20 protein-coding genes are annotated in these 21247 nt (G+C 64.6%); 9 read left to right on the forward strand and 11 right to left on the reverse strand.

Annotation, left to right across the window (positions count from 1 at the left end; translation table 11 throughout):
• Nucleotides 1-199: 199 nt before the first annotated feature.
• Both greA and RIT73_RS13015 read right to left on the reverse strand, forming a co-directional pair.
• On the reverse strand, nucleotides 200-694 hold the full coding sequence (greA, locus tag RIT73_RS13010) for a transcription elongation factor GreA (RefSeq protein ID WP_309132504.1): 495 nt from the start codon (nucleotides 692-694) through the stop codon (nucleotides 200-202).
• A 176-nt stretch (nucleotides 695-870) separates the two neighbouring features.
• Entirely contained in the window at nucleotides 871-1296 is a 426-nt protein-coding gene (locus RIT73_RS13015) for a DUF4307 domain-containing protein (RefSeq protein ID WP_309132505.1), read from the reverse strand.
• A 112-nt stretch (nucleotides 1297-1408) separates the two neighbouring features.
• Between RIT73_RS13015 and mca the strand changes: the two genes are divergently transcribed.
• Complete coding sequence (gene mca, locus RIT73_RS13020) at nucleotides 1409-2455, forward strand: mycothiol conjugate amidase Mca (RefSeq protein WP_309132506.1); 1047 nt, start codon at nucleotides 1409-1411, stop codon at nucleotides 2453-2455.
• Nucleotides 2452-2835, forward strand: a complete 384-nt coding sequence (locus RIT73_RS13025; RefSeq protein ID WP_309132507.1) for a hypothetical protein — start codon at nucleotides 2452-2454, stop codon at nucleotides 2833-2835. Before mca ends, RIT73_RS13025 begins: the two co-directional genes overlap by 4 nt.
• Here the strand turns inward: RIT73_RS13025 and RIT73_RS13030 are convergent.
• Nucleotides 2829-3587 (reverse strand): hemolysin III family protein, encoded by a 759-nt coding sequence (locus tag RIT73_RS13030; RefSeq protein WP_309132508.1) that lies wholly within the window; start codon nucleotides 3585-3587, stop codon nucleotides 2829-2831. The genes RIT73_RS13025 and RIT73_RS13030 overlap by 7 nt on opposite strands.
• A 308-nt stretch (nucleotides 3588-3895) precedes the next feature.
• On the opposite strand from RIT73_RS13030, the gene RIT73_RS13035 reads away from it, so the two are divergent.
• Both RIT73_RS13035 and RIT73_RS13040 read left to right on the forward strand, forming a co-directional pair.
• Nucleotides 3896-4657, forward strand: coding sequence for an isoprenyl transferase (locus RIT73_RS13035; protein WP_309132509.1), 762 nt, complete (start codon nucleotides 3896-3898; stop codon nucleotides 4655-4657).
• Nucleotides 4658-4906: 249 nt separating this feature from the next.
• The gene (locus RIT73_RS13040) at nucleotides 4907-6148 is read left to right on the forward strand and encodes a PhoH family protein (protein WP_375295010.1); all 1242 of its coding nucleotides are present in this window, start codon (nucleotides 4907-4909) and stop codon (nucleotides 6146-6148) included.
• A 152-nt stretch (nucleotides 6149-6300) separates the two neighbouring features.
• On the opposite strand, the gene RIT73_RS13045 is transcribed toward RIT73_RS13040, so the two are convergent.
• From RIT73_RS13045 to glpX, 3 genes are all read right to left on the reverse strand, one after another.
• On the reverse strand, nucleotides 6301-7704 hold the full coding sequence (locus RIT73_RS13045; protein ID WP_309132511.1) for a class II fumarate hydratase: 1404 nt from the start codon (nucleotides 7702-7704) through the stop codon (nucleotides 6301-6303).
• Nucleotides 7705-7771: 67 nt separating this feature from the next.
• Nucleotides 7772-8398, reverse strand: coding sequence for a carbonic anhydrase (locus tag RIT73_RS13050; RefSeq protein WP_309132512.1), 627 nt, complete (start codon nucleotides 8396-8398; stop codon nucleotides 7772-7774).
• Between the two features lie 143 nt (nucleotides 8399-8541).
• Nucleotides 8542-9666, reverse strand: coding sequence for a class II fructose-bisphosphatase (gene glpX, locus RIT73_RS13055; RefSeq protein WP_309132513.1), 1125 nt, complete (start codon nucleotides 9664-9666; stop codon nucleotides 8542-8544).
• 146 nt (nucleotides 9667-9812) lie between these two features.
• On the opposite strand from glpX, the gene RIT73_RS13060 reads away from it, so the two are divergent.
• Entirely contained in the window at nucleotides 9813-10394 is a 582-nt protein-coding gene (locus tag RIT73_RS13060) for a DUF4245 family protein (protein ID WP_309132514.1), read from the forward strand.
• 142 nt (nucleotides 10395-10536) lie between these two features.
• Here the strand turns inward: RIT73_RS13060 and RIT73_RS13065 are convergent, their stop codons facing one another.
• Both RIT73_RS13065 and xseA read right to left on the reverse strand, forming a co-directional pair.
• A complete protein-coding gene (locus RIT73_RS13065) occupies nucleotides 10537-10767 on the reverse strand; it encodes an exodeoxyribonuclease VII small subunit (protein ID WP_309132515.1) in 231 nt (76 codons plus the stop codon).
• 133 nt (nucleotides 10768-10900) lie between these two features.
• On the reverse strand, nucleotides 10901-12193 hold the full coding sequence (gene xseA / locus RIT73_RS13070) for an exodeoxyribonuclease VII large subunit (RefSeq protein WP_309132516.1): 1293 nt from the start codon (nucleotides 12191-12193) through the stop codon (nucleotides 10901-10903).
• An 89-nt stretch (nucleotides 12194-12282) separates the two neighbouring features.
• Here xseA and RIT73_RS13075 point away from each other — a divergent pair, with 89 nt between their 5' ends.
• Nucleotides 12283-13413, forward strand: a complete 1131-nt coding sequence (locus tag RIT73_RS13075; RefSeq protein ID WP_309132517.1) for a 4-hydroxy-3-methylbut-2-enyl diphosphate reductase — start codon at nucleotides 12283-12285, stop codon at nucleotides 13411-13413.
• A gap of 68 nt (nucleotides 13414-13481) precedes the next feature.
• Here RIT73_RS13075 and RIT73_RS13080 read toward each other — a convergent pair whose 3' ends face one another.
• Together RIT73_RS13080 and RIT73_RS13085 are read right to left on the reverse strand one after the other, a co-directional pair.
• Nucleotides 13482-14522 (reverse strand): Vms1/Ankzf1 family peptidyl-tRNA hydrolase, encoded by a 1041-nt coding sequence (locus RIT73_RS13080; RefSeq protein ID WP_309132518.1) that lies wholly within the window; start codon nucleotides 14520-14522, stop codon nucleotides 13482-13484.
• 138 nt (nucleotides 14523-14660) lie between these two features.
• Entirely contained in the window at nucleotides 14661-15521 is an 861-nt protein-coding gene (locus tag RIT73_RS13085) for a Ku protein (RefSeq protein WP_309132519.1), read from the reverse strand.
• Nucleotides 15522-15633: 112 nt separating this feature from the next.
• On the opposite strand from RIT73_RS13085, the gene RIT73_RS13090 reads away from it, so the two are divergent.
• Together RIT73_RS13090 and RIT73_RS13095 are read left to right on the forward strand one after the other, a co-directional pair.
• The gene (locus tag RIT73_RS13090; RefSeq protein ID WP_309132520.1) at nucleotides 15634-18222 is read left to right on the forward strand and encodes an ATP-dependent DNA ligase; all 2589 of its coding nucleotides are present in this window, start codon (nucleotides 15634-15636) and stop codon (nucleotides 18220-18222) included.
• 62 nt (nucleotides 18223-18284) lie between these two features.
• Complete coding sequence (locus RIT73_RS13095) at nucleotides 18285-18812, forward strand: CinA family protein (protein WP_309132521.1); 528 nt, start codon at nucleotides 18285-18287, stop codon at nucleotides 18810-18812.
• 14 nt (nucleotides 18813-18826) lie between these two features.
• On the opposite strand, the gene RIT73_RS13100 is transcribed toward RIT73_RS13095, so the two are convergent.
• Nucleotides 18827-19987: a DNA recombination protein RmuC gene (locus RIT73_RS13100; RefSeq protein WP_309132522.1), complete on the reverse strand. Its 1161-nt coding sequence runs from the start codon at nucleotides 19985-19987 to the stop codon at nucleotides 18827-18829.
• A 74-nt stretch (nucleotides 19988-20061) separates the two neighbouring features.
• On the opposite strand from RIT73_RS13100, the gene ychF reads away from it, so the two are divergent.
• Nucleotides 20062-21165 (forward strand): redox-regulated ATPase YchF, encoded by a 1104-nt coding sequence (ychF, locus tag RIT73_RS13105; RefSeq protein ID WP_309132523.1) that lies wholly within the window; start codon nucleotides 20062-20064, stop codon nucleotides 21163-21165.
• The last annotated feature ends 82 nt before the right edge of the window (nucleotides 21166-21247 follow it).

Genomic DNA, 21247 nt, shown 5'->3' on the forward strand with positions numbered 1-21247 from the left:
TCCCCCCCCGCGGCTCTGGTGTGGGGGGGGCCCCCCCCCCCCCCCACTTCTCTGTTTCGATCCTGCTGCGATTCGACCTCTGCTGCCGGCTCTTCCGGGGATTGTCCTGTCCGGACTGGACGACCTGGCCAGGGGAGAGCCCGATCAGGGGAGAGCCTGATCGGGGGAGAGCCCGATCAGGGAAGACCCTGTCAAGGGATCAGGCAGCGAAAGGTTCGATCTTGACGACCTCGACGGCGATCTCCTTGCCGTTGGGAGCTTCGTAACTGGTCTTGTCGCCGACAGACACGCCGAGCACGGCTGCGCCCAAGGGCGACTTCTCCGAGAAGACGTCGATGTCCGAATCGCCGGCGATCTCGCGGCTGCCGAGAAGGAAGCGCATCTCGTTCCCGGCCACCTTGGCGGTGACGACGGTTCCTGGGGACACGGTCTTGCCGTCGCTTTCGCTCGACCCGACCTTCGCCGACCGCAGCAGCAGCTCGAGCTGGCGGATACGGGCTTCCTGCTTGCCCTGCTCTTCGCGGGCAGCGTGGTAGCCGCCGTTCTCCTTCAAGTCACCCTCGTCGCGGGCGGCTTCGATCTTCTCAGCAATCTCTGCACGTCCCGGGCCGGAGAGGTACTCGAGTTCCTTCGACAATCTATCGAAGGCCTCCTGGGTCAACCATGTGGTCTCCTGGGCGACATCCTCAGTCATGACTTCTCCTTGTTCGGTCCGGTGCACTGACTCAGGTCGTCAGGCAACGAAAATCCGGGCGTTGGGGCACGCCCGGATGTTGAATGAAACTACAGTTTAACCCATTCGAGGGCAAAGACAATGACATACGTCACGTCGGGATGCTCATGGCTCCCTGTCGGATGCGCCGTGGGCGCCTATTCGAACCAGCATGCGTCGACATGCCCGGACGATGCAAGCTGGGTTGTGGCAAGTTCGACATTGAGGGCACGGGGGGAGTGGGGATCGGCCTGCGGATCCCCCGGGATACTCACCTCGGTGAAGCCGACGATCGCGTCATATTCGTTCGTCGCCTGCACGATGCAGTGCACGTCACGCTCCCGGTCGGGAAATATTGCGACTCTCACCTGCGTTGAAGAGGAGTCGACGACAGAGTAGTTGAGGGTCTTGGGAGTGGTCGGAGCCGTCTGCGGGCGGAACGCCAGGAACGCGGCCAGTGCCAGCAGACCGATGAGGACGACTGCGGCGAGGATCGTGAAGCCCCGTCCCAGACGACGCCGGGGTTCGCGGCTCCGCCCGTAGCGGTCGTTGTGCAGTGGCTGTTCCACTGTTACCTCAGTCATCGGATTCCTCATCTGTGAACGTCGCGCACTAATCTAGAGTAGTCGATCCGTGTCCCGCGATCATTCCCGCGTCACGGATCGCCGCCAGGTCAAATCGAAAGGGACATTGAACATGACTTCGCTTCCGTACCATGGACTGCGCCTCCTGGCCGTTCATGCGCACCCCGACGACGAGTCCTCGAAGGGTGCCGCCACGACGGCGAAGTACACGTCCCTCGGCGCCCGGGCGCTCATCGCCACCATGACCGGGGGCGAGGCCGGAGACATCCTCAACCCGGCGCTGCTGCAGAGTCCCAAGGCCTCCCGAGACATCGCCGGTCTGCGACGTGAGGAGATGGCCGCAGCCGCTGCCGCCCTCGGGGCCGAGCACGTTTGGGTCGGTCACGTCGATTCGGGTCTGCCCGAAGGTGACTTCGACACCGAGATCCCACCGGGATGCTTCTACCGCGTCCCCGACGAAGTGGCGATGCTGCCTCTCGTCCACATCATCCGCAGCTTCCGTCCCCAGGTGGTGACCACCTACGACGAACTCGGAGGCTACCCGCATCCCGATCACATCAAGAACCATGCCGTGACGATGGCCGCGGTCTCCGCAGCCGCGGATCCGCAGGCCCATCCCGAACTCGGCGAACCGTGGCAGGTGCAGAAGGTCTACTACAATCAGGATCTGTCGGCGCGGAAGTGGATCACGATCCACGAGAAGATGCTCGAGGCGGGACTGGAGTCGCCCTTCGACGACCACATCGAGAGCTTCCGGCAACGTGCTGCCGAACGAGACAACTGGCTGAGCACACGGATCGACTGCGCGGACTTCTTCCCGGCGCGTGACCGTGCCCTGCTCTCCCACGCCACGCAGATCGATCCCAACGGCGGATTCTTCTCCGCCTCGCGAAAGGCGGCGAAGACGTACTGGCCCAGCGAGGAGTTCGAGCTCGCCATCGACAACACCGGTCGCGAGCCGCTGACTCCGGGTGTCGACTTCCAGGAGACCGACCTCTTCGCAGCGGTGAGGTTCGACGACGGACGAGTGGTCCCCGCCGAGGGCATGCTGCCCGCCTCTCCGGCCGAGGAGCCCGAATCGAGCCCGGAGACCGAATCGAGCCCGGAGACCGAATCGAGCCCGGAGACCGAATCGAACCTGGAAGGTGACCGCGCATGATCCTCGCCCAGACCCCGGCGCCGAGCGGAGCGCCCGACCCGGACCTGGTCACGCCGGGAACCATCGGCTTCGTGGTCACGCTCTTCATCGTCATCATCGTGATCCTCCTCATCCGCGATGCGCTCAAGCGAGTGCGGCGAGTGCGGGCGCGGTCCGAAGCCAGTGACGCCTATCCGATTCCGCTGCGCAAACACGCCGTGCCCAATCAGTCGAAGCTCTCCGGCGCCAAAGCGCCCGAAAACGCCTCAGAGAAGGACGCCTCTGACAAGGACGCCTCTGACAAGGACGGCTCTGAGAAGGACGGCGCGGAGCAGCCCGACGCCGGTGCGGCGGACGCGGGTCGGTCCGGCAGGACGGACCCGCAGCAGCCTGGTCAGTAGGACGAGGCGGCTGCGATCAGCAGGGCCGCAAGATGGCATCCGAAGCCGCAGATGGTGAGGATGTGGAAGATCTCATGGAAGCCGAGCCACGTCGGAGACGGGTTCGGCTTCTTGACGCCGTAGACGACCGCCCCGGCGACGTAGCAGATGCCGCCCGCGACGATGAGGATCCCGACGGCAGGGATGGACGCCCACATCTGGGGGATGTAGCCGACTCCGGCGACGCCGAAGCCCACGTAGATGGGGACGAAGAGCCACCTCGGTGCCGTGATGAAGATCGTGCGGAACGCGACCCCGAGGGCGGCCGCGCCCCAGAGCACGGACAGCAGCACAACGGCCTGGTCCGGTCTGAGCATCAGCACGGCCAGCGGAGTGTAGGTGCCTGCGGTGATGAGGAAGATGTTGGCGTGGTCGAGGCGGCGCAGGATGAGGCGGACGCGAGTGCGCCAGCGACCGCGATGGTAGACCGCGGAGGTGCCGAAGAGCAGCATTCCGGTGATCGCGAAGACGGCCGCGGCCAGGCGTGATCCGATCGTCGGGGAGATGATGACCAGAGCCAGTCCGCCGAACAGGGCAAGCGGGAACGCTCCCGCATGGAACCAGCCGCGCAGCTTCGGCTTGACCTGGCCGGCGAGCTTGCTCAGCTCCTGGCGCAGCGCTGAGCGTCGTCGTGCGATGCGGGCGCGGTCGTCGGATGCTTTCACGGCGGCCTCCCTTGCGAGCGGCGATGACTGATCGGCAGTTGTGTCCATGCCTCCACGTTACCGGGATCGACTGGCAGCGCAGTGTGCCGGAACTGACCGTCTTCGTCGTCCGTGAGGTGCGCCACTCGAGGGGTGTCGCGTGCGCCACAGAAGCGCGTCCCGCCGGTCCTGTCCACTGTCTCTCGGCCCTGCACTCTGCCTCACATCGCCGAGGTGACCGCCATTGACATCAGGCGGAGTCGCACCCGATTCCGGTACCGTCGAGGGAGTAATCTTGGGAATGTTCGGCGGACCGGTGACGGGGGAGATCAGGGCCCTGTACGGCCGTCGACGGGACAGAGAGAAGTGAGGACAGCGTGGCACGACCGGTGAGCCTGCTCTACCGCCTCTATGAGCGACGGCTCCTGCGTGAGCTCGACAAGTCGGTGCCGGTTCCCCGCCACGTGGGTGTCATCACGGACGGCAATCGTCGCTGGGCCAAGGAGTTCGGCGCCACCACCGCCGACGGGCATCGGGCCGGCGCCGACAAGATCGTCGAGTTCCTCGGCTGGTGCCACGAAGTCGATGTCGAGATCGTCACCCTCTATGTCCTGTCCAAGGAGAACCTGGCTCGGTCGCCCGAGGAGGTCTCCGTCCTCATCGAGATCATCTCCGACATGGTCGAGAAGATCGCGGGGCTCGACGGCGTCTGGGTCCAGTTGGTCGGGGATCTCGAGGTGTTGCCCGCGGACCTGCGGAAGCGATTGGAGGCGGCCACCTCGACGAGTGAGTCGGGAATGCGGGTGAACGTCGCCGTCGGCTACGGCGGGCGGCAGGAGATCGTCAACGCCGTGAAGTCGCTGCTGCGCTCGCGCACCGACGAGGGAACCGATCTGGAGACGATCATCTCCGAGCTCTCCCCGCAGCAGATCGGCGAGCACCTCTACACCAAGGGGCAGCCCGACCCGGACCTCATCATCCGCTCCTCCGGTGAGCAGCGGCTCTCCGGCTTCCTCATGTGGCAGAGCGCCTACTCCGAGTTCTACTTCTGCGAGGCCTACTGGCCCGACTTCCGGCGCACGGACTTCCTGCGCGCCGTGCGCTCCTACGGATTGCGGCAGCGGCGCTTCGGAAAGTGACCGCAAGAAACTCGCACGTGCGCGTTCACTCGTTGTTCAGTCCCGCGCCGTGCACGAAGTGCGCGTGCCGGGTCCGTGCAGGCGGGTTTGTCGGATAGGTTGACAGTAGTTGGTCGACACCAACCCGAGGTCGGGGGATGTCCGGACTCGCACCTCGGCGGAACTCACGCCACAGGGGTCCCCATGGCTGCAAACGTCCACACTTACGTTCTCGACACCTCGGTGCTGCTCTCGGATCCGGGAGCGCTCCTGAAGTTCGACGAACACCACATCGTCATCCCGCTCGTCGTCGTCTCCGAGCTGGAGGCCAAACGCCACCACCCGGAGCTCGGATTCACCGCCCGCAAGGCGCTGCACATCCTCGATGACTTCCGCTCGAACCACCGGCGCCTCGACGAACCGATTCCGGTGGGCGACGCAGGGGGAACGCTGCGGGTCGAGCTCAATCACGTGGAGTACTCGACGATGCCTGCGGGGTTCGACCGGTCCGAGAACGACACCCGCATCCTGGCAGTCGCGCGGAGCCTCGCGGCCGAGGGTCATGATGTCATCGTCGTGACCAAGGACGTGCCGATGCGGGTCAAGGCGTCGGCTCTGGGACTGCGCGCCGAGGAGTACCTGGCCGAACTCGCCCACGATTCCGGCTTCACGGGGATGAGCGAACTGGCGCTTGACGACGAGGAGATGTCGCAGTTCTACGACTCGGGCACCGTGGTCACCGAGGCGGTGACCGATGAGGTGGTCAACACCGGTGTCATCATCACCTCGCCGCGCGGATCCGCCCTGGGCCGCGTGCATGCGAACAGCGCCGTCAAGCTCATCCGGGGGGACCGGGACGTCTTCGGCGTCCACGGCCGTTCGGCGGAGCAGAGGGTGGCCATTGACATGCTCCTCGACGAGTCGTTGGGAATCGTGTCCCTGGGCGGGCGAGCCGGAACGGGGAAGTCCGCGCTCGCGCTGATGGCCGGTCTGCAGAAGGTGCTCGAGGAGAACAAGCACTCGAAGATCATGGTCTTCCGTCCCCTCTATGCCGTGGGCGGTCAGAACCTCGGCTACCTGCCCGGCAGCGAGGGGGAGAAGATGAACCCGTGGGCTGAGGCCGTGTTCGACACCCTCAGCGCTCTGGTGAGCAAGAACGTCATCGACGAGGTGGTCAACCGCGGTCTCCTCGAGGTGCTTCCGCTCACGCACATCCGCGGCCGCTCGCTTCACGATGCGTTCGTCATCGTCGATGAGGCGCAGTCTCTGGAGCGCAACGTCCTGCTCACGGTGCTGTCGCGGATCGGGATGAACTCGAAGGTCGTCCTCACCCATGATGTGGCTCAGCGCGACAACCTGCGGGTGGGCCGGCATGATGGGGTCGCCGCCGTGATCGAGAAGCTCAAGGGCCATGAGCTCTTCGCCCACGTGACGCTCACCCGCTCCGAACGCTCGGAGATCGCGGCCCTGGTCACCGACGTGCTCGAGGAGTTCGACCCGTTCCGCTCCTGAGTCGGAAACCGCGATTGCCCCACTTCTGCGCGGCTGCCACTCAGAAGTGGGGCGGGCGCGGCTGAGCGGGGCGACCGCGAGGAACGACGACGAAAGAGCCCGGCCGTTCGGAATCCTGTTCCGAACGGCCGGGCTCTGCGATCGGCGGCTGACTACCTGTAGGTGCCGATCATCGTGGTGACGTCGAGAGCCTTGTCCAGGTCCTCTTCGGAGATGGAGCCGTCGGAGACGAAGCCGAGGTCGATCGTCGCCTCCTTGACCGTCATCTTGTTGGCCACAGCGTGCTTGGCGATCTTCGCCGCCGATTCGTAGCCGATGACCTTGTTCAGGGGGGTGACGATGGAGGGGCTCGCCTCGGCGAGGAAGCGGGCACGCTCCTCATTTGCCTGCAGCCCGTCGATCATCTTCTCGGCCATCACGGTCGAGGAGTTGGCCAGCAGGCGGATCGATTCGAGGAGGTTCGACGCCATCACCGGGATGCCGACGTTGAGCTCGAAGGCGCCGTTGGTCGAGGACAGCGCGACCGTCGTGTCATTGCCGATGACCTGGGCGGCGACCTGAATGGTGGCCTCGCAGATGACCGGGTTGACCTTGCCGGGCATGATCGAGGAACCGGGCTGGAGATCGGGAATGGCGATCTCGCCGAGGCCGGTGTTCGGGCCCGATCCCATCCACCGCAGGTCGTTGCAGATCTTCATGTAGCCGTAGGCAATGGTGCGGAGCTGGCCGGAGACCTCGATCAGGCCGTCGCGGTTGGCCTGGGCTTCGAAGTGGTTGCGGGCCTCGGTGATGGGCAGACCGGTCTCCTCGGCGAGGATCTCGATGACCCGGGCAGAGAATCCGTCAGGCGTGTTGATGCCGGTGCCGACGGCAGTGCCGCCGAGAGGAACCTCGGCGACGCGGGGCAGGGAGGCCTCGATGCGCTCGATCCCGTAGCGGACAGTGGCCGCGTATCCGCCGAATTCCTGTCCCAGGGTCACCGGGGTGGCGTCCATCAGGTGGGTCCGGCCCGACTTGACGACCGACGCGAACTGCTCGGCCTTCTTCTCCAGCGACGAGGCCAGGGTCTCCATGGCGGGGATCAGGGTCGACACGAGTGCCTTCGTCACGGCGACATGCACCGAGGTGGGGAAGACGTCATTCGAGGACTGCGAGGCGTTGACATGGTCGTTCGGATGAACGTCGACGCCGTCGGCTTCGAGTTCGCGGCTGGCCAGCGAGGCGAGGACCTCATTGGTGTTCATGTTCGACGAGGTTCCGGACCCGGTCTGGAAGACATCGATGGGGAAGTGAGCGTCGTACTCGCCGGAGGCGACGGCGTCGGCGGCATCCTGGATCGCCTTCGCGCGCTGCTCGTCGAGGACGCCGAGTTCGGCATTGGCCTTCGCCGCAGCCTTCTTGACCTGGGCCAGGGCTGCGATGTGCGCGGACTCGAGGGTCTTGCCGGAGATCGGGAAGTTCTCGACTGCGCGCTGGGTCTGGGCGCGGTAGAGGGCGTCCTTGGGAACTTTCACTTCTCCCATGGTGTCGTGCTCGATGCGAAACTCTTCGCTCATAGTTGTCCTTTCAACACTGTTCTCGTCGGTCGCAGACGACCGATTCTGCTGCTGCGGGTGACCGACCTCAGGAGGCGAGAGTCGTGACGTCCGAGTCGTCGCCGCCGTAACGGGCGACAACCGTGGTGCGGCCGTCATGCAGCTGATAGGTGAGGCCGACGATGATGAGTCGGCCCTCTTCGACGGCGTGGGAGATGATCGAGGACAGCTGCATGATCTTGTCGGTGACGTCGATCGTGTTCTGCGCGACCGTCTCATTGATCGTGCGGCGACCGTTCCGGCGCGCCCTGGCCACGGTCGGAAGGATGCGCGCGACGACATCGGAGATGAATCCTGGGGGAGTCTCGCCGGAGTCGTAGGAATCAACCGCCGCCGTCACTGCCCCGCAGCTGTCGTGGCCGAGCACGACGAGCATGGGAGTGCCGAGGACCTCGACCCCGTACTCCAGCGAGCCGAGGGTGACCGGATCGATGACCTGGCCGGCGTTGCGGACGACGAACATGTCGCCGAGGCCGACGTCGAAGATCATCTCGGCGGCCACCCGGGAGTCGGAGCAGCCGAACAGCGTCACGAACGGCGTCTGTGACTGTGACAGGGCTTCGCGCCGAGCTGTGTCCTGATTGGGATGCAGGGGTTGATCAGCGACGAAGCGCTGATTGCCGGCCATCAGTCGTTCCCAGGCCTTATTCGGCATACAGGCACCTTCTTCCAATAGACATGCGAGTGTTGCGGTGGTCGGGCGGTGAGGTTGTGAGGCGAGATCGGCCTGCGCGATGCACTCGGTGAGGGCAGCGCGCGCGCAGACCGGTCAATAGGTGGTGCTGGTGCGGCGCGTGATCAGACGAGGCCCCGGCGGGCGGCCTCTTCGGCGGCTTCGACGTAGGAGTGGGTCTTCTCGACCTGGTGCTCGGCGAAGACGGACCGCACAGTGCCTGACTTCGACCGCATGACCAAGGAGTGGGTGGTGACGTGGCCTCCCTGGAATTTCACACCGTGCAGCAGATCGCCATTGGTGATGCCGGTGGCGACGAAGTAGCAGTTGTCGCCGGTGACGAGGTCGTCGGTGTTGAGGACCTGGTCGATGTTGAGGCCGGCCTTGGCCGCGGCTTCGCGTTCGGTGTCATCCTGCGGCCACAGCCGTCCCTGAATGACTCCGCCCAGGGCCTTGATGGCGCAGGCGGTGATGATGCCCTCGGGGGTGCCGCCGATGCCCATGAGCATGTCGACTCCGGTTCCGGGACGGCACGCGGCGATCGCGCCGGCGACGTCGCCGTCGGTGATCAGCCGGATCCGGGCCCCGGCGGCACGGATCTCGTCGATCATCTTCTGATGACGGGGGCGGTCGAGGATCATGATCGTCACGGATGCGGGGTCGGTGTTGCCCTTGGCCTTGGCGACGCGGCGGATGTTCTCCGCGATCGGCAGGCGCAGATCGACGGCGTCTGCTGCAGCAGGCCCGGTGACGAGCTTCTCCATGTAGAACACGGCGGAGGGATCGTACATGGCGCCGTCCTCGGTGACGGCCATGACGGAGATCGCGTTGGGCATGCCGAGTGCGGTGAGGCGGGTGCCGTCGATCGGATCGACCGCGACGTCGCAGTGAGGGCCTTCGCCGTCGCCGATCTGCTCACCGTTGAAGAGCATGGGAGCTTCGTCCTTCTCGCCCTCGCCGATGACGACGGTGCCGGCCATGCGGACGGAGGAGATGACGTTGCGCATCGCGGCCACGGCTGCGCCGTCAGCGGCGTTCTTGTCACCGCGACCGACCCAGGGAGCGGCAGCGATGGCGGCCGCTTCGGTGACTCGAACGAGTTCCAGGGCCAGGTTGCGGTCGGGTGCATCGGCTCCGACGCGGGCTTGCTGTGACCAGGAATCGGTCACTGCGACCGGGGGAGCAGCCGCATCAACGCGGCCTCGGTCATGATGAGATTTGGCGTCAGCAAGTTCTTGTGAGTCACTCATGCCTCCAATTGTGCCACCCTCACGCGCGACTTCCGCACATGGCACCGGGACTTCGGTCCGCGGGGTCCGTCCATCGGGTCTGTCGTCGAGTCCGTTGTAGGCAAATAGATTTGGCCCTGTTGAGAAGCGAGAGGACAATTGAGGATGTGAATGCTCAAGCACAGCCCGAATCCGACGCCATCCTTCCGGGATCCCGGGAGGAGATGCGAGTTCTGCGGAAGAATTCGAACTGGGTCAACATGCTGATCGCGATCCTCGCGTGCTTCGCCGTTGTGGGCGGGGCACTGCTGATGGCGCCTCAGCCCCAGGTCGACGCCGAACGCGTCGTCGACTACCAGGCGATTGCGGAGCAGTCACAGACGAATGCGGACTTCAAGCTCATCGTCCCGCAGATCCCAGCCGGATGGAAGTCGAATGAGGCGAGCTTGGGGGAAGTCGGCGACTCCGAGTACACGTCGTGGTACATGTCGTTCATCGGCGACCAGGAGCAGTGGGTCAGCGTCGAACAGGCGGTCGCCTCGCAGAAGTGGGCGGAGAACCAGGTCGGCGACGCAGTCGCCGCCGAGACCGCGACCGTCAGCGGAACGCAGTTCCAGATCTACCGGTCCGGCGACGCCCGCGAATACTGGGTGGCGTCGAAGGGCGACATGTATGTCGTGCTCACCGCCACCGCGACTCCGGAGATTCTCGACCATTTCGCCCGGCAGATCGCCTCACAGCTGAACTGAGCGTTCCCTCGAACTGAGCGTCACGCCGCACTGAGCGTTCCCCCGAACTGGGCGTCGCGCTGCTCTGAGCGTCACGCCGCACAGACGGACCGGGTGCCACTCCTCGGGGCGGTCGGGCCGCCACCGCTTCTCGGGGAGGAGGTCAGTCCTCGTCGTCGGAGGACTCTGCCCGTGCCTTGTCGAGCCGTTCTCGGGCACCGTTGAGCCAGGCTTGGCACCGGTCGGCCAGAGCTTCGCCCCGCTCCCACAGTGACAGGGACTCTTCGAGCGGGAGATTGCCGGCTTCGAGCCGTTTGACGATCATCACGAGCTCCTCGCGTGCCTGCTCATAGCTGAGAGCGCTGATATCGGTCTGCGCAGTCTGTTCGGTCATTGTCTTCCTCCGGTCTGATGGGGGTTCTGCTGCTGGTGGTGGCTGACTGTCATTGATCGGCTCGCATGGCTGGATCGGCTCACATGGCCGGGCCGTCATGGCTGGGGCGGTCCCATTCATGACTGAAGGGACCTCAGCTGCCGGCGGTCGCCTCGGTGTCGCTCACCTCGGCGTCGAATCGTCCGCGGGCAACCCGCACGTGAACTGTGCTGCCGACAGCCACCTCGGCGACGTCGCGGATGGCGTGCCCTTCATCGTTCTGCACGACTGCATAGCCGCGTTCGAGCGTCCGCAGAGGTGACAGGGACCTGGCCTGGGAACGCAGGTAGCTGATCTCCTTCTCCGCATGGAGGACGAGGCCGGTGGTGGCCTGCAGGCTGCGGCGGCGGATCATCGTGAGCTCGTCTTCCCGGGCGGCCACCATGGTCTGGGGTTCGGCCAGCACAGGTCGCGATCGCACAGCGGTGAGCATCTCCTGTTCGCGGTCGATGATGCGGTTGACGGCCGCATCGAGCTCGGCGCGGACTCGCAGCAGGTTCATCGTCTCCTCCGCCACATCCGGGACGATCCGTTTGGCCGCGTCAGTGGGCGTGGAGGCGCGAAGATCGGCGACTTCGTCGAGGATGGGGCGGTCAGCTTCGTGTCCGATCGCAGAGACCACAGGGGTCTGCGCGTTCGAGACTGCCCGCACCAGTGCCTCGTTCGAGAACGGGAGGAGGTCCTCCATGCTGCCACCACCGCGGGCGATGACGATGACGTCGATGTCCGGGTCGGCGTCGAGTTCGGTCAGGTTCTTCATCACTCCGGGCACGGCATCCGGGCCCTGGACGGCGCAGTTGCGGATCTCGAACTCTGCGGCCGGCCACCGCAGATGGACATTGCGCACCACGTCCTTCTGGGCATCCGAATCGCGTCCGGTGATGAGGCCGATCCGGTTCGGCAGGAACGGCAGCCGCCGCTTCCTGCTCGGATCGAAGAGCCCTTCAGCCGCCAGCAGCTTCTTCAGCCGCTCGAGCCGGGCCAGAAGCTCACCAAGGCCGACAGCGCGGATGTCGTTGGCCCGCATGGTCAGCCGCCCGGTCTTCGTCCAGAAGTCGGCTTTGAGATTGGCGACGACATGGCTGCCTTCGGCCAGGGGAGCGCCCGTGCGATCGAGGACGTTCTTCCAGATCTGAACGGGCAGCGACATCTCGACATCGGTGTCGCGCAGGGTGAGGTAGCTGGCCTTTCCGCGGTGGTTGAGTTCGACGACCTGGCCCTCGATCCACACGCTCGACATCCGGTCGATGTAGGACTTCATCTTCTGCGACAGCAGACTCAGAGGCCAGGGATTCTCGGGCGTGGTCTCGGCGGCCGTGGCGGCCAGTTCCTTCGGCGCGACCGATTCGCCGAGAGTTCCGGGAGTGCCGGAGATGCGTTGGGCCATGCGGTTCCTCCTTGTCCTGCCCCTAGCCTAACGAACGGCATGGACACGGCAGCACGCTGCCGAATCGCGTGGCGCCGAAGAGGTGTGGAATGGTTCACCTTTCTAGCCGTTGTTCAGGTCCGCGGCCTAGACTTGGAACCGTGACTGCCGTAACTGTGCCAACGCCAACGATTCCGCGCAAGCGTCTGAGTCCCGAGGACATCCGTCGGCCCGAGGGCGCCGAGCAGAGGGTTCTCCTCGCGGCGCCGCGAGGCTACTGTGCCGGCGTCGACCGCGCAGTGATCGCCGTCGAGCGCGCACTCGAGCACTACGGCGCGCCGATCTACGTGCGCAAGGAGATCGTCCACAACCGACATGTCGTCGAAACGCTGTCGGCGATGGGGGCGGTGTTCGTCAACGAGACCGACGAGGTCCCGGAGGGTGCTCGGGTCGTGTTCTCCGCTCACGGGGTGTCTCCGGCAGTGCACGCAGAGGCGGCCCACCGGGAGTTGTCGACGATCGACGCCACATGCCCCCTGGTCACGAAGGTCCACCGCGAAGCCGTGCGCTTCGCTCGTGACGGGTACCGGATCCTGCTCGTGGGCCATGCCGGCCACGAAGAGGTCGAGGGCACGATGGGGGAGGCGCCCGAGCACATCACGCTGATCCAGAACCCGGACGAGGCCCGCACTGTCAAGGTCGATCCGACCGAAAGCCTCGTGTGGATCTCGCAGACGACACTGAGCGTCGACGAGACCATGGAGACGGTGAACATCCTCCGCGAGCGGTTCCCGCACCTCCAGGACCCGCCGAGTGATGATATCTGCTATGCGACGCAGAACCGCCAGGTGGCGGTCAAGAAGATCGCGCCCGAGGCGGATCTGGTGCTCGTCGTCGGCTCAGCCAACTCGTCGAACTCGGTGCGACTGGTCGAAGTCGCGCTCGAGCACGGTGCGAAGGCGTCCTACCGCGTCGACTTCGCGCGGGAGGTCGACGAATCCTGGTTCCACGACGTCGCCACCGTCGGCGTCACCTCGGGAGCCAGTGTTCCCGAACCTCTGGTCCAGGAGTTGCTCACGCTGCTTGCCGACTACGGTTTCACTTCGGTGGAAGAGGTCGTCACGGCTGAAGAGGATCTCATGTTCTCCCTGCCCAGGGAGCTGCGCAAGGACCTCAAGGCAGCGGGCAAGAAGACGGCGAACAAGCCCGACGGCGCCGATCGGGATCACCGGATCATCTGATCGGCACCGCCAGGCTGTTCAGCACCGCCAGGCTGTTCAGCACCGCCGGGCGGCGGCTTCGGGCGAACTCAGTCGGCCAATGCCGCTGAGGCGTCGAATCTCAGGGTGGCGGCGACTCCGTCGCTGATGTCGGCGTCGATGAGCCGCACCTCGGCCGATGATCGGACAGCGCCGGCGATGAGCTGTCCTTCTCCGTCTGCAGAGGCGTCCCGACTGAGCAGCAGCGTGTCGACGACTCCACGCTCCACCGCTTTCGTCACCTCGGTGCGGCCTTCGACGGCCAATGCATGCGCCAGCCCCTGGGACAGGCTCTCCTCGGCCTCCCGCATCCGGTCGCGACTGAGGTCCGAGGCCAATGATCGCAGTGCTGCGTCCAAGGCCTCCTCGGCCGCCTCATCGACGATTCCGCCTTCGGTCACCTCATGGACGAGTTCGCGGACCTGGGCTGAGAACTCCGCTTTGACGGCAGTCCGGCCCTGCACCTCGCCGGCGATGACCACGGCATCGGGGGAACGCCTGGTGACCAGGTCGTCGACGAATTCAGCGACATCGCGAGCGTTCTCCTTGATCAGCTCATCGGCATGACGTCGGATCTGATTGTGGGAGAACCCCTGCCCGCGCGGTTTGTGGATGTTCTCATCCTCGTCACCGGTCACCTGCGTCTCCTCGGCCTGCGAAGTCACCTGGTCCTCACCGATCGTCAGCTCCCGGATGAGGGCGCCCTTCTGATCGGCGATGACGAGCACAACATCGACGAGTCGGATCTTCTCACGCAGATATGTTCCCAGCTCCGGGACGTCGCTGAGATACGCGGCATCCCCGGTGCCCTGCGCCGCATCCCAGTGCTCATCGAGCAGGACGCCGGAGGCATTGGCGACGATGATCCGCCCATCGGTATGGACCTCGGTCGCGGCATCGCCGAGGAGGGCGCTGTCGATGGATGACAGCAGGCCGTTGTCCGCGCCCTTCCCCTCCAGGTCATCGCGCAGTTCCTGCCATCGCAGATGCAGCTGCTGGCTGGCGTCGGCTGATGCGGTGCGACCCTCGAGATAGACTGTCGCGAACGGTCCCTGGGCGTCGAAGACCGGTCGCAGTTCGTCGAGCTTCATGTTCGCACTCCTCGTCTCTCGCGCTGCGAAGCTGGTCGAGCCCCGCAGAGTACTGACTGGACGCCACCAGATTTTCATCACAGCCAGTGGTTGTAAACAACAGCCCGTGAATCACACAGTTCTCGCCCGTCCGCATCCTCAGCCGGTTTTCTTCGCCTTCGACTCCTGCTTTGCGTCCGATTTTCCGGACTTTCCGGACTTCTTCGCCGAGCGGGTTCTGTCGACCGATTTCCGCAGCGCCTCCATCAGATCGACGACGTCACCGCCGGTGTCCTCATCCTGGTCGGATTCGTCGGCGAAGGTCTCCTCGAGGTCAAGGGTCTCGCCCTTCTCGATCTTCGCATCGATGAGTTTGCGGAGCTCGACCTGATAGTCGTCGGTGAACTCCTCCGGGGTGAAGTCCTCGGAATAGGATTCGACCAGCTTGGCCGACATCTTCAGCTCCTTGTCGGAGATCTTCGCCCGGGAGTCGACGCCTTTGAAGTCGACGTCGCGGATCTCGTCAGCCCAGCGCAGAGTCTGGATCATCAGCACCTTGCCGCAGACCCGCAGGATCGCCAATCGCGTCCGGGTCCGCAGCGTGATCTTGACGATCGCCGTCCGTTCGGTGTCCTCGAGGGTCTGCCGGAGCAGCAGGTAGGCCTTGGGAGTCTTCGACGTGGGCTCGAGGAAATAGGACTTCTCGAGCATGATCGGGTCGATCTGATCGTTGGGCACGAACTGGAGCACATCGATGTCATCGCTCTTGTCCGACGGCAGCGCTTCGAGGTCCTCTTTGGTGATGATCACCCGGTGGTCGCCGTCGTCATAGGACTTGACGATGTCGTCGTATTCGACGGTCTTCCCGCACTCCTCGCAGCGGCGCTGATAGCGAATCCGGCCACCGTCCTTCTCGTGGACCTGATGCATGTCGACATCGTGGTCCTCGGTGGCGGAGTACAGCTTGACGGGCACATTGACGAGCCCAAATGCGATCGATCCGGTCCAGATGGCTCTCATCTGTCCATTCAATCCGACGCCCGGCCATTTGCCAACCCTCCCGACGACTCATCAAACAGGTCCACGTGGACGCTCAGAAGTCGGGTAACGTGCTGGGCACAGGAGGTGCGGCATGTCGCGTGATGAGCAGAAGATCTCCGTCGACGGACACCGTCTGACGCTGACGAACCTTGACAAGGTCTATTACCCGGAGACCGGGACGACGAAGGGTGAGGTACTCGACTATTACGCCCGGATCGCCCCTCATCTGATTCGCCATGCGCGCGATCGCATCGCCACCCGGAAGCGCTGGGTGGACGGCGTCGGCACTCCTGAGAAACCGGGGAATGTGTTCTTCGAGAAGGACCTGCCCGATTCGGCACCCTCCTGGATCGCAGCTCGCTCCATCCGCCACTCATCGGGATCCAAGAGGTACCCCCTGGTGCAGGACCGTGCGACGCTGACATACCTTGCACAGATGGCTTCGCTGGAGATCCATGTTCCCCAATGGCGCGTGGGCAGAGGATCCTCGGATCCGGGCACGCTCGACTCCGAGGATCGCCATCCCGATCGGATGGTGCTCGACTTCGACCCGGGCCCCGGCCGGGAGTTGCCCGACTGCGTCGAGGTGGCTCAGTTGGTCAGGGAGCTGCTCGACGGTATGGGGCTCGACGCCTACCCGCTGACGAGCGGTTCGAAAGGCGTCCACCTCTATGCCCCACTCGACGGCTCTGCGAGCTGCCGGCAGATCTCGGACGTCGCCCATGAACTGGCGCGGAGCCTTGAGGCCGATCACAAGGATCTGGTCGTCTCTGCGATGAAGAAGACTCTGCGTGAGAACAAGGTGCTCATCGACTGGTCGCAGAATTCCGCAGCGAAGACCACTGTCGCCCCCTACTCTCTGCGCGGACGATTCACCCCGACGGTCGCCGCACCGCGCACCTGGGAGGAGTTCGACGACCCGGGCAGCATCAGGCAGCTGCGCTTCGAAGAGGTGCTCGAACGCATCGATGAGTTCGGTGATCTGCTCGAACCGCTGTCGGAGTCCGCCGGCGACGACGATGCAGGCTCCCTCGAGCTTCCTCGTGACCGGCTGGACATCTACCGATCGAAGCGCGACCCGAAGCGGACCAGTGAGCCGATTCCGGACAAGCAGGGGACCAGCGGGGACGAGTTGACGTTCGTCATTCAGGAGCACCACGCAAGACGCTTGCACTGGGACTTCCGGCTCGAACATGATGGGGTGCTGGTGTCGTGGGCGCTGCCGAAGGGACCGCCCACCGATCCCGGGCGCAATCACCTCGCCGTCCAGACGGAGGACCACCCTCTCGAATACGGCACTTTCGAAGGCACGATCCCGAAGGGGGAGTACGGCGCGGGCGAGGTGACGATCTGGGATTCGGGAACCTACGAACTGGAGAAGTGGAGAGAGGGCAAAGAGGTCATCGCCACGCTCCATGGACGCGAGGACGGTGGACTCGGCGGAGTGCGGAAGTTCGCGCTGTTCAACACCGGTGAGCACGGGCCGAACAAGGAACCGGAGAAGAACTGGATGATCCACCTGACGAAGGATTCACCGGGTGCGAACGACGACAACTCCGGCGCCTCGGCGAAGGGAGAGTCCGGGAACGCTTCGCAGGGCAAGGGCCGGAAGAGCGCTTCCCAGGACAAATCCCGCTCGACCCCGAAGAGCTCCTCCGACGACAAACCTGGCAAGAGTGACGTCGCGGTCAGCGAACGCGATGACATCGAGGCGACCGACATCTCGCCGATGTTGGCAAGCATCGGAGAGATCGCGATCGTCCGCCGCGATGTGGAGGACTGGGCGTTCGAGATGAAATGGGACGGGATCCGTGCGATCGTCACGGTCCGTGCTGCCAGCCGAGATTCCCCTGGGGCGGTTGCGCTCACCAGCCGCAACGGACACGACTTGACGGATGCGTACCCCGAGCTCGCCGAGTTGGCCGAATGCGTGGACGTCGACTGTGTCCTCGACGGCGAGATCGTCGCGCTGGGGTCGGGCAGCAGGCCGGACTTCAGCAGGCTGCAGCGTCGGATGGGGCTGTCGGACGCACGTGACGTTCAGCGCGAACGCCACCGCACGCCGGTGCATCTGATGGCATTCGATGTGCTGCAAGCCGACGGAGACTCTCTGCTGCGCACTCCGTACCGGGAGAGACGCGAGAGATTGAGCGAAGTGGTGTCCGAAGGGGAGAGCATCCATGTTCCGATGGCCTTCGAGGGAACCGTGGACGAGGCGTTGGATGCGAGCCGGGAGCTGGGGCTCGAAGGAGTCATGGCGAAGAAGGTCGACAGCGTCTATCTGGCAGGGCGCCGGACTCGGACCTGGCTCAAACTCAAGCACGCAAGCACACGCGATGTGATCATCGTGGGCTGGCGAACGGGCAGCGGGGAGCGGGCGGACACGTTCGCTTCGCTGCTGATGGCAGCGCACGGTGAGGACGGCCTCGAGTACCTCGGCCGGGTCGGCACGGGATTCGACGAACGCCAGCTGCGCTCGCTGCGCAAGAAGCTGGAGAGCATGAGTCGCAAGACGCCGCCCCTCGACGTTCCCGCCGCCGAGGCGCGCGACGCCCACTGGGTGCGACCAGTCGTCGTCGGTGAGGTTCAGTTCGGTGGAATGACGGGCGGTGGGCGACTGCGCCACCCAGTTTGGCGAGGTGTGCGCGGGGACGTCGATCCCGCTGATGTGAGCCTCTGAGGCACAAGGGCCCTTTCAATATGCAATCCGTTCGGCGTCCCGTCCGGAGTACAATTTCCAAGGTGAGCAACTATTCCGAGAAGCACGAAGACCGAGCCGCGGAGATCGCCGCTCGATTGTCCGACCTGTGTTTGAAAGCTGATCTGCGGGTAGCAGTGGCTGAATCACTGACCGGGGGCAAGATCGCCAATCAGCTCGCGGCTGCGCCCGACTCGGGTTCATGGTTCGCGGGAGGAATCGTCGCCTACTCCAGCGACGTCAAGCACACCGTTCTCGAGGTCCCCGCCGGCCCGGTCATCTCGCAAGTGGCCGTTGAGACGATGGCGCGCTCGGTTGCCCGGCTCATGGGTGCCGATATCGCGATCGCCGCCTCCGGTGCGGGAGGACCAGGCAGCCAGGAAGGTCAGGATCCGGGCACCACCTGGATCGCGGCGCTTGTCGGTGATGAGATCAGCTCCGAAATACATCACTTCGAGGGCGAGCCGATCGACATTCTGGCTCAGACCGAGGATCGGTCCCTGACTCTGGTCGCCGACCTGCTCGAGAAGCATCTTCAGAACCGGAACGACGAAGCAGGCGAAGCGGACTGACCCGCTGATTCAACTCAGGCCGTCCCGTTCCTGGCTGCCTGATCGGAGTCGAATGCGGAGAATCGAGGTTTCGACAGCTCTTCGGCGCTGAGACCGCGGCTGCGCGAATCGAGCTCGGCAACGGTGTCGAGTTCGGTGTCGACGATGCCTGTCGAGGGAAACTTCCGCGCGGTGACGAGGAAGCGCGATTCCAGCGATGAGACGAAACGGTTGTAGTCCTCGACGGAGCGATCGAGGCTGGCGCCCATTCGGCTGACGTGCGTAACCAACGTGCCGATGCGCTCGTAGAGCTCTGTGCCGAGTTTGAGCACCTGGGCCGCTGACGTGCTCATATCGGACTGTCTCCAGTTGAGGGCCACGGTCTTGAGCAGCACCAGGAGAGTGGCCGGAGACGCGAGCACGACACCTTTGCCCAGGGCATGATCGATCATCTTCGGGTATGTTGCGGCCGCGGCCGAGAGCAGTCCGTCCGTGGGAACGAAGCAGACGACGAAGTCAGGTGCGCTGTCGAAGGACTTCCAGTACTCCTTCGACGCCAGCGAATCGACGTGGCGGAGAAGCGCTCGAGCGTGATCCTCGCTCGTGGCATCCGCATCGATCATCCGGGCGGACAGGGGAGTCTTGGCGTCGATGACGATGGTGCCGCCCCCCGGGAGGTGGACGACCATGTCAGGACGATGCCGCGCGCCGTCGCGAGTCATGCTCACCTGTGTGTCGAAATCGACGTGGGGGAGCAGCCCGGCGTATTCGACGATGCGTTTGAGCTGAACCTCGCCCCAATCGCCTCGTTGTGTGGTCGAGTTCAGAGCGTTGGCCAGCGAACCGGTCGATTCCTGCAGCCGAAGGTTCTGCTGAGTGAGATGACTGATCTGAGCGTTGAGCCGAGTGATCTGCTCGAGCTGTGTGCGGTCCTGGGCCTGGAGGTTGTCCTGAAGCTGCCTGACACTGGCAGCCAAGGGTCCGACTGCGGCCGTGATCTCTCCGGCCATCTGGGCGTCGGCCTCCAGATCCTCTGTTCTGTCGGCCAGGAGTTGGGACGTGGTCTCGGCCCGCGTCAGCCGCTCGAGGTACTTGGACCGAGTCAGGGCCCGGCCGAGGAAGAACCCGAGCACGGCACTGAGAAGGATCGCCAGGACGAAGGCGACGATGACACCTGAGGCGGGGAAAGCGTTCATGTCTTCAGGGTCTCAGACGGCACGGACACAGCGATTTCGACCCGCACCTCGGCGTCGGGATAGACTTCACTACCGTGGCTCTAACTATCGGAATCGTGGGACTGCCCAACGTCGGCAAGTCGACCATGTTTAATGCACTGACCAAGAATCAAGTTCTCGCAGCGAACTACCCGTTCGCGACCATCGAACCGAACGTCGGCGTGGTCCCACTGCCGGACAAGCGTCTCAACCGGTTGGCCGAGATCTTCGGTTCGGAGCGGATCATCAACGCCACCGTCGACTTCGTCGACATCGCGGGGATCGTCCGCGGTGCATCCGAAGGAGAGGGGCTGGGCAATCAGTTCCTCGCCAACATCCGTGAAGCCGATGCGATCTGCCAAGTCATCCGCGGCTTCGTCGACGACGACGTGATCCATGTCGAGGGAAAGATCAACCCGGCCGACGACATCGACACGATCAACACCGAGCTGATCCTCGCGGACCTCCAGACGCTGGAGAAGGCGCGCCCGCGCATCGAGAAGGACGTGCGGATCAAGCGTGCGCCGGCCGAGCAGCTGGCCGCGATCGACGCGGCGGTCGCAGTGCTTGAGAGCGGTCGGACCCTGTATCAGGCGATGCAGGCGGACAAATTCGACGTCAGCCTGGTACGCGAGCTGCAGCTCATGACCGTCAAACCGTTCCTCTACGTTTTCAACGTCGACGACGATGTGCTCGGCGACGAAGAGCGGAAGGCGCAGATGCGGGAACTTGTGGCTCCGGTCGAAGCGATCTTCCTCGATGCGAAGTTCGAGTCCGAACTCGCCGAGCTCGACGAGGAGGAGGCTCGGGAGATGCTCGAATCGACCGGGCAGGACGAGCCCGGCCTGGATCAGCTGGCCCGCGTCGGGTTCGACACCCTCGGCCTGCAGACCTACCTGACGGCCGGTCCGAAGGAATCCCGCGCGTGGACGATCCCCAAGGGAGCAACCGCGCCCGAGGCGGCCGGAGTCATCCACACGGACTTCCAGAAGGGCTTCATCAAGGCGGAAGTCGTCTCCTTCGCCGACCTCGACCAGTACGGTTCGATGGCCGATGCCAAGGCTGCGGGCAAGGTCCGTATGGAGGGCAAGGACTACATCATGGTCGACGGCGATGTGGTGGAGTTCCGTAGTGGATTAACCTCTGGCGGGAAGAAGTAGGACTCGTTTCCCACTCGGACTCAACAGAGATCACGAAGGCAGGAGTTCGCCAGCCCCTCCGTGATGCGCAGAGTGCTAGAGG

This window comes from Brevibacterium sp. (assembly GCF_031179145.1).
GTDB lineage: Bacteria > Actinomycetota > Actinomycetes > Actinomycetales > Brevibacteriaceae > Brevibacterium.

Coding starts and splice junctions, on each gene's coding strand:
- mca (WP_309132506.1), top strand. CDS start 1,409: ATGACTTCGCTTCCGTACCATGGACTGCGCCTCCTGGCCGTTCATGCG.
- RIT73_RS13015 (WP_309132505.1), bottom strand. CDS start 1,296: ATGACTGAGGTAACAGTGGAACAGCCACTGCACAACGACCGCTACGGG.
- greA (WP_309132504.1), bottom strand. CDS start 694: ATGACTGAGGATGTCGCCCAGGAGACCACATGGTTGACCCAGGAGGCC.
- RIT73_RS13065 (WP_309132515.1), bottom strand. CDS start 10,767: ATGACCGAACAGACTGCGCAGACCGATATCAGCGCTCTCAGCTATGAG.
- RIT73_RS13050 (WP_309132512.1), bottom strand. CDS start 8,398: ATGCCGAATAAGGCCTGGGAACGACTGATGGCCGGCAATCAGCGCTTC.
- xseA (WP_309132516.1), bottom strand. CDS start 12,193: ATGGCCCAACGCATCTCCGGCACTCCCGGAACTCTCGGCGAATCGGTC.
- RIT73_RS13075 (WP_309132517.1), top strand. CDS start 12,283: ATGGTTCACCTTTCTAGCCGTTGTTCAGGTCCGCGGCCTAGACTTGGA.
- RIT73_RS13025 (WP_309132507.1), top strand. CDS start 2,452: ATGATCCTCGCCCAGACCCCGGCGCCGAGCGGAGCGCCCGACCCGGAC.
- RIT73_RS13090 (WP_309132520.1), top strand. CDS start 15,634: ATGTCGCGTGATGAGCAGAAGATCTCCGTCGACGGACACCGTCTGACG.
- RIT73_RS13085 (WP_309132519.1), bottom strand. CDS start 15,521: ATGAGAGCCATCTGGACCGGATCGATCGCATTTGGGCTCGTCAATGTG.
- RIT73_RS13100 (WP_309132522.1), bottom strand. CDS start 19,987: ATGAACGCTTTCCCCGCCTCAGGTGTCATCGTCGCCTTCGTCCTGGCG.
- RIT73_RS13030 (WP_309132508.1), bottom strand. CDS start 3,587: ATGGACACAACTGCCGATCAGTCATCGCCGCTCGCAAGGGAGGCCGCC.
- glpX (WP_309132513.1), bottom strand. CDS start 9,666: ATGAGTGACTCACAAGAACTTGCTGACGCCAAATCTCATCATGACCGA.
- RIT73_RS13080 (WP_309132518.1), bottom strand. CDS start 14,522: ATGAAGCTCGACGAACTGCGACCGGTCTTCGACGCCCAGGGACCGTTC.
- RIT73_RS13045 (WP_309132511.1), bottom strand. CDS start 7,704: ATGAGCGAAGAGTTTCGCATCGAGCACGACACCATGGGAGAAGTGAAA.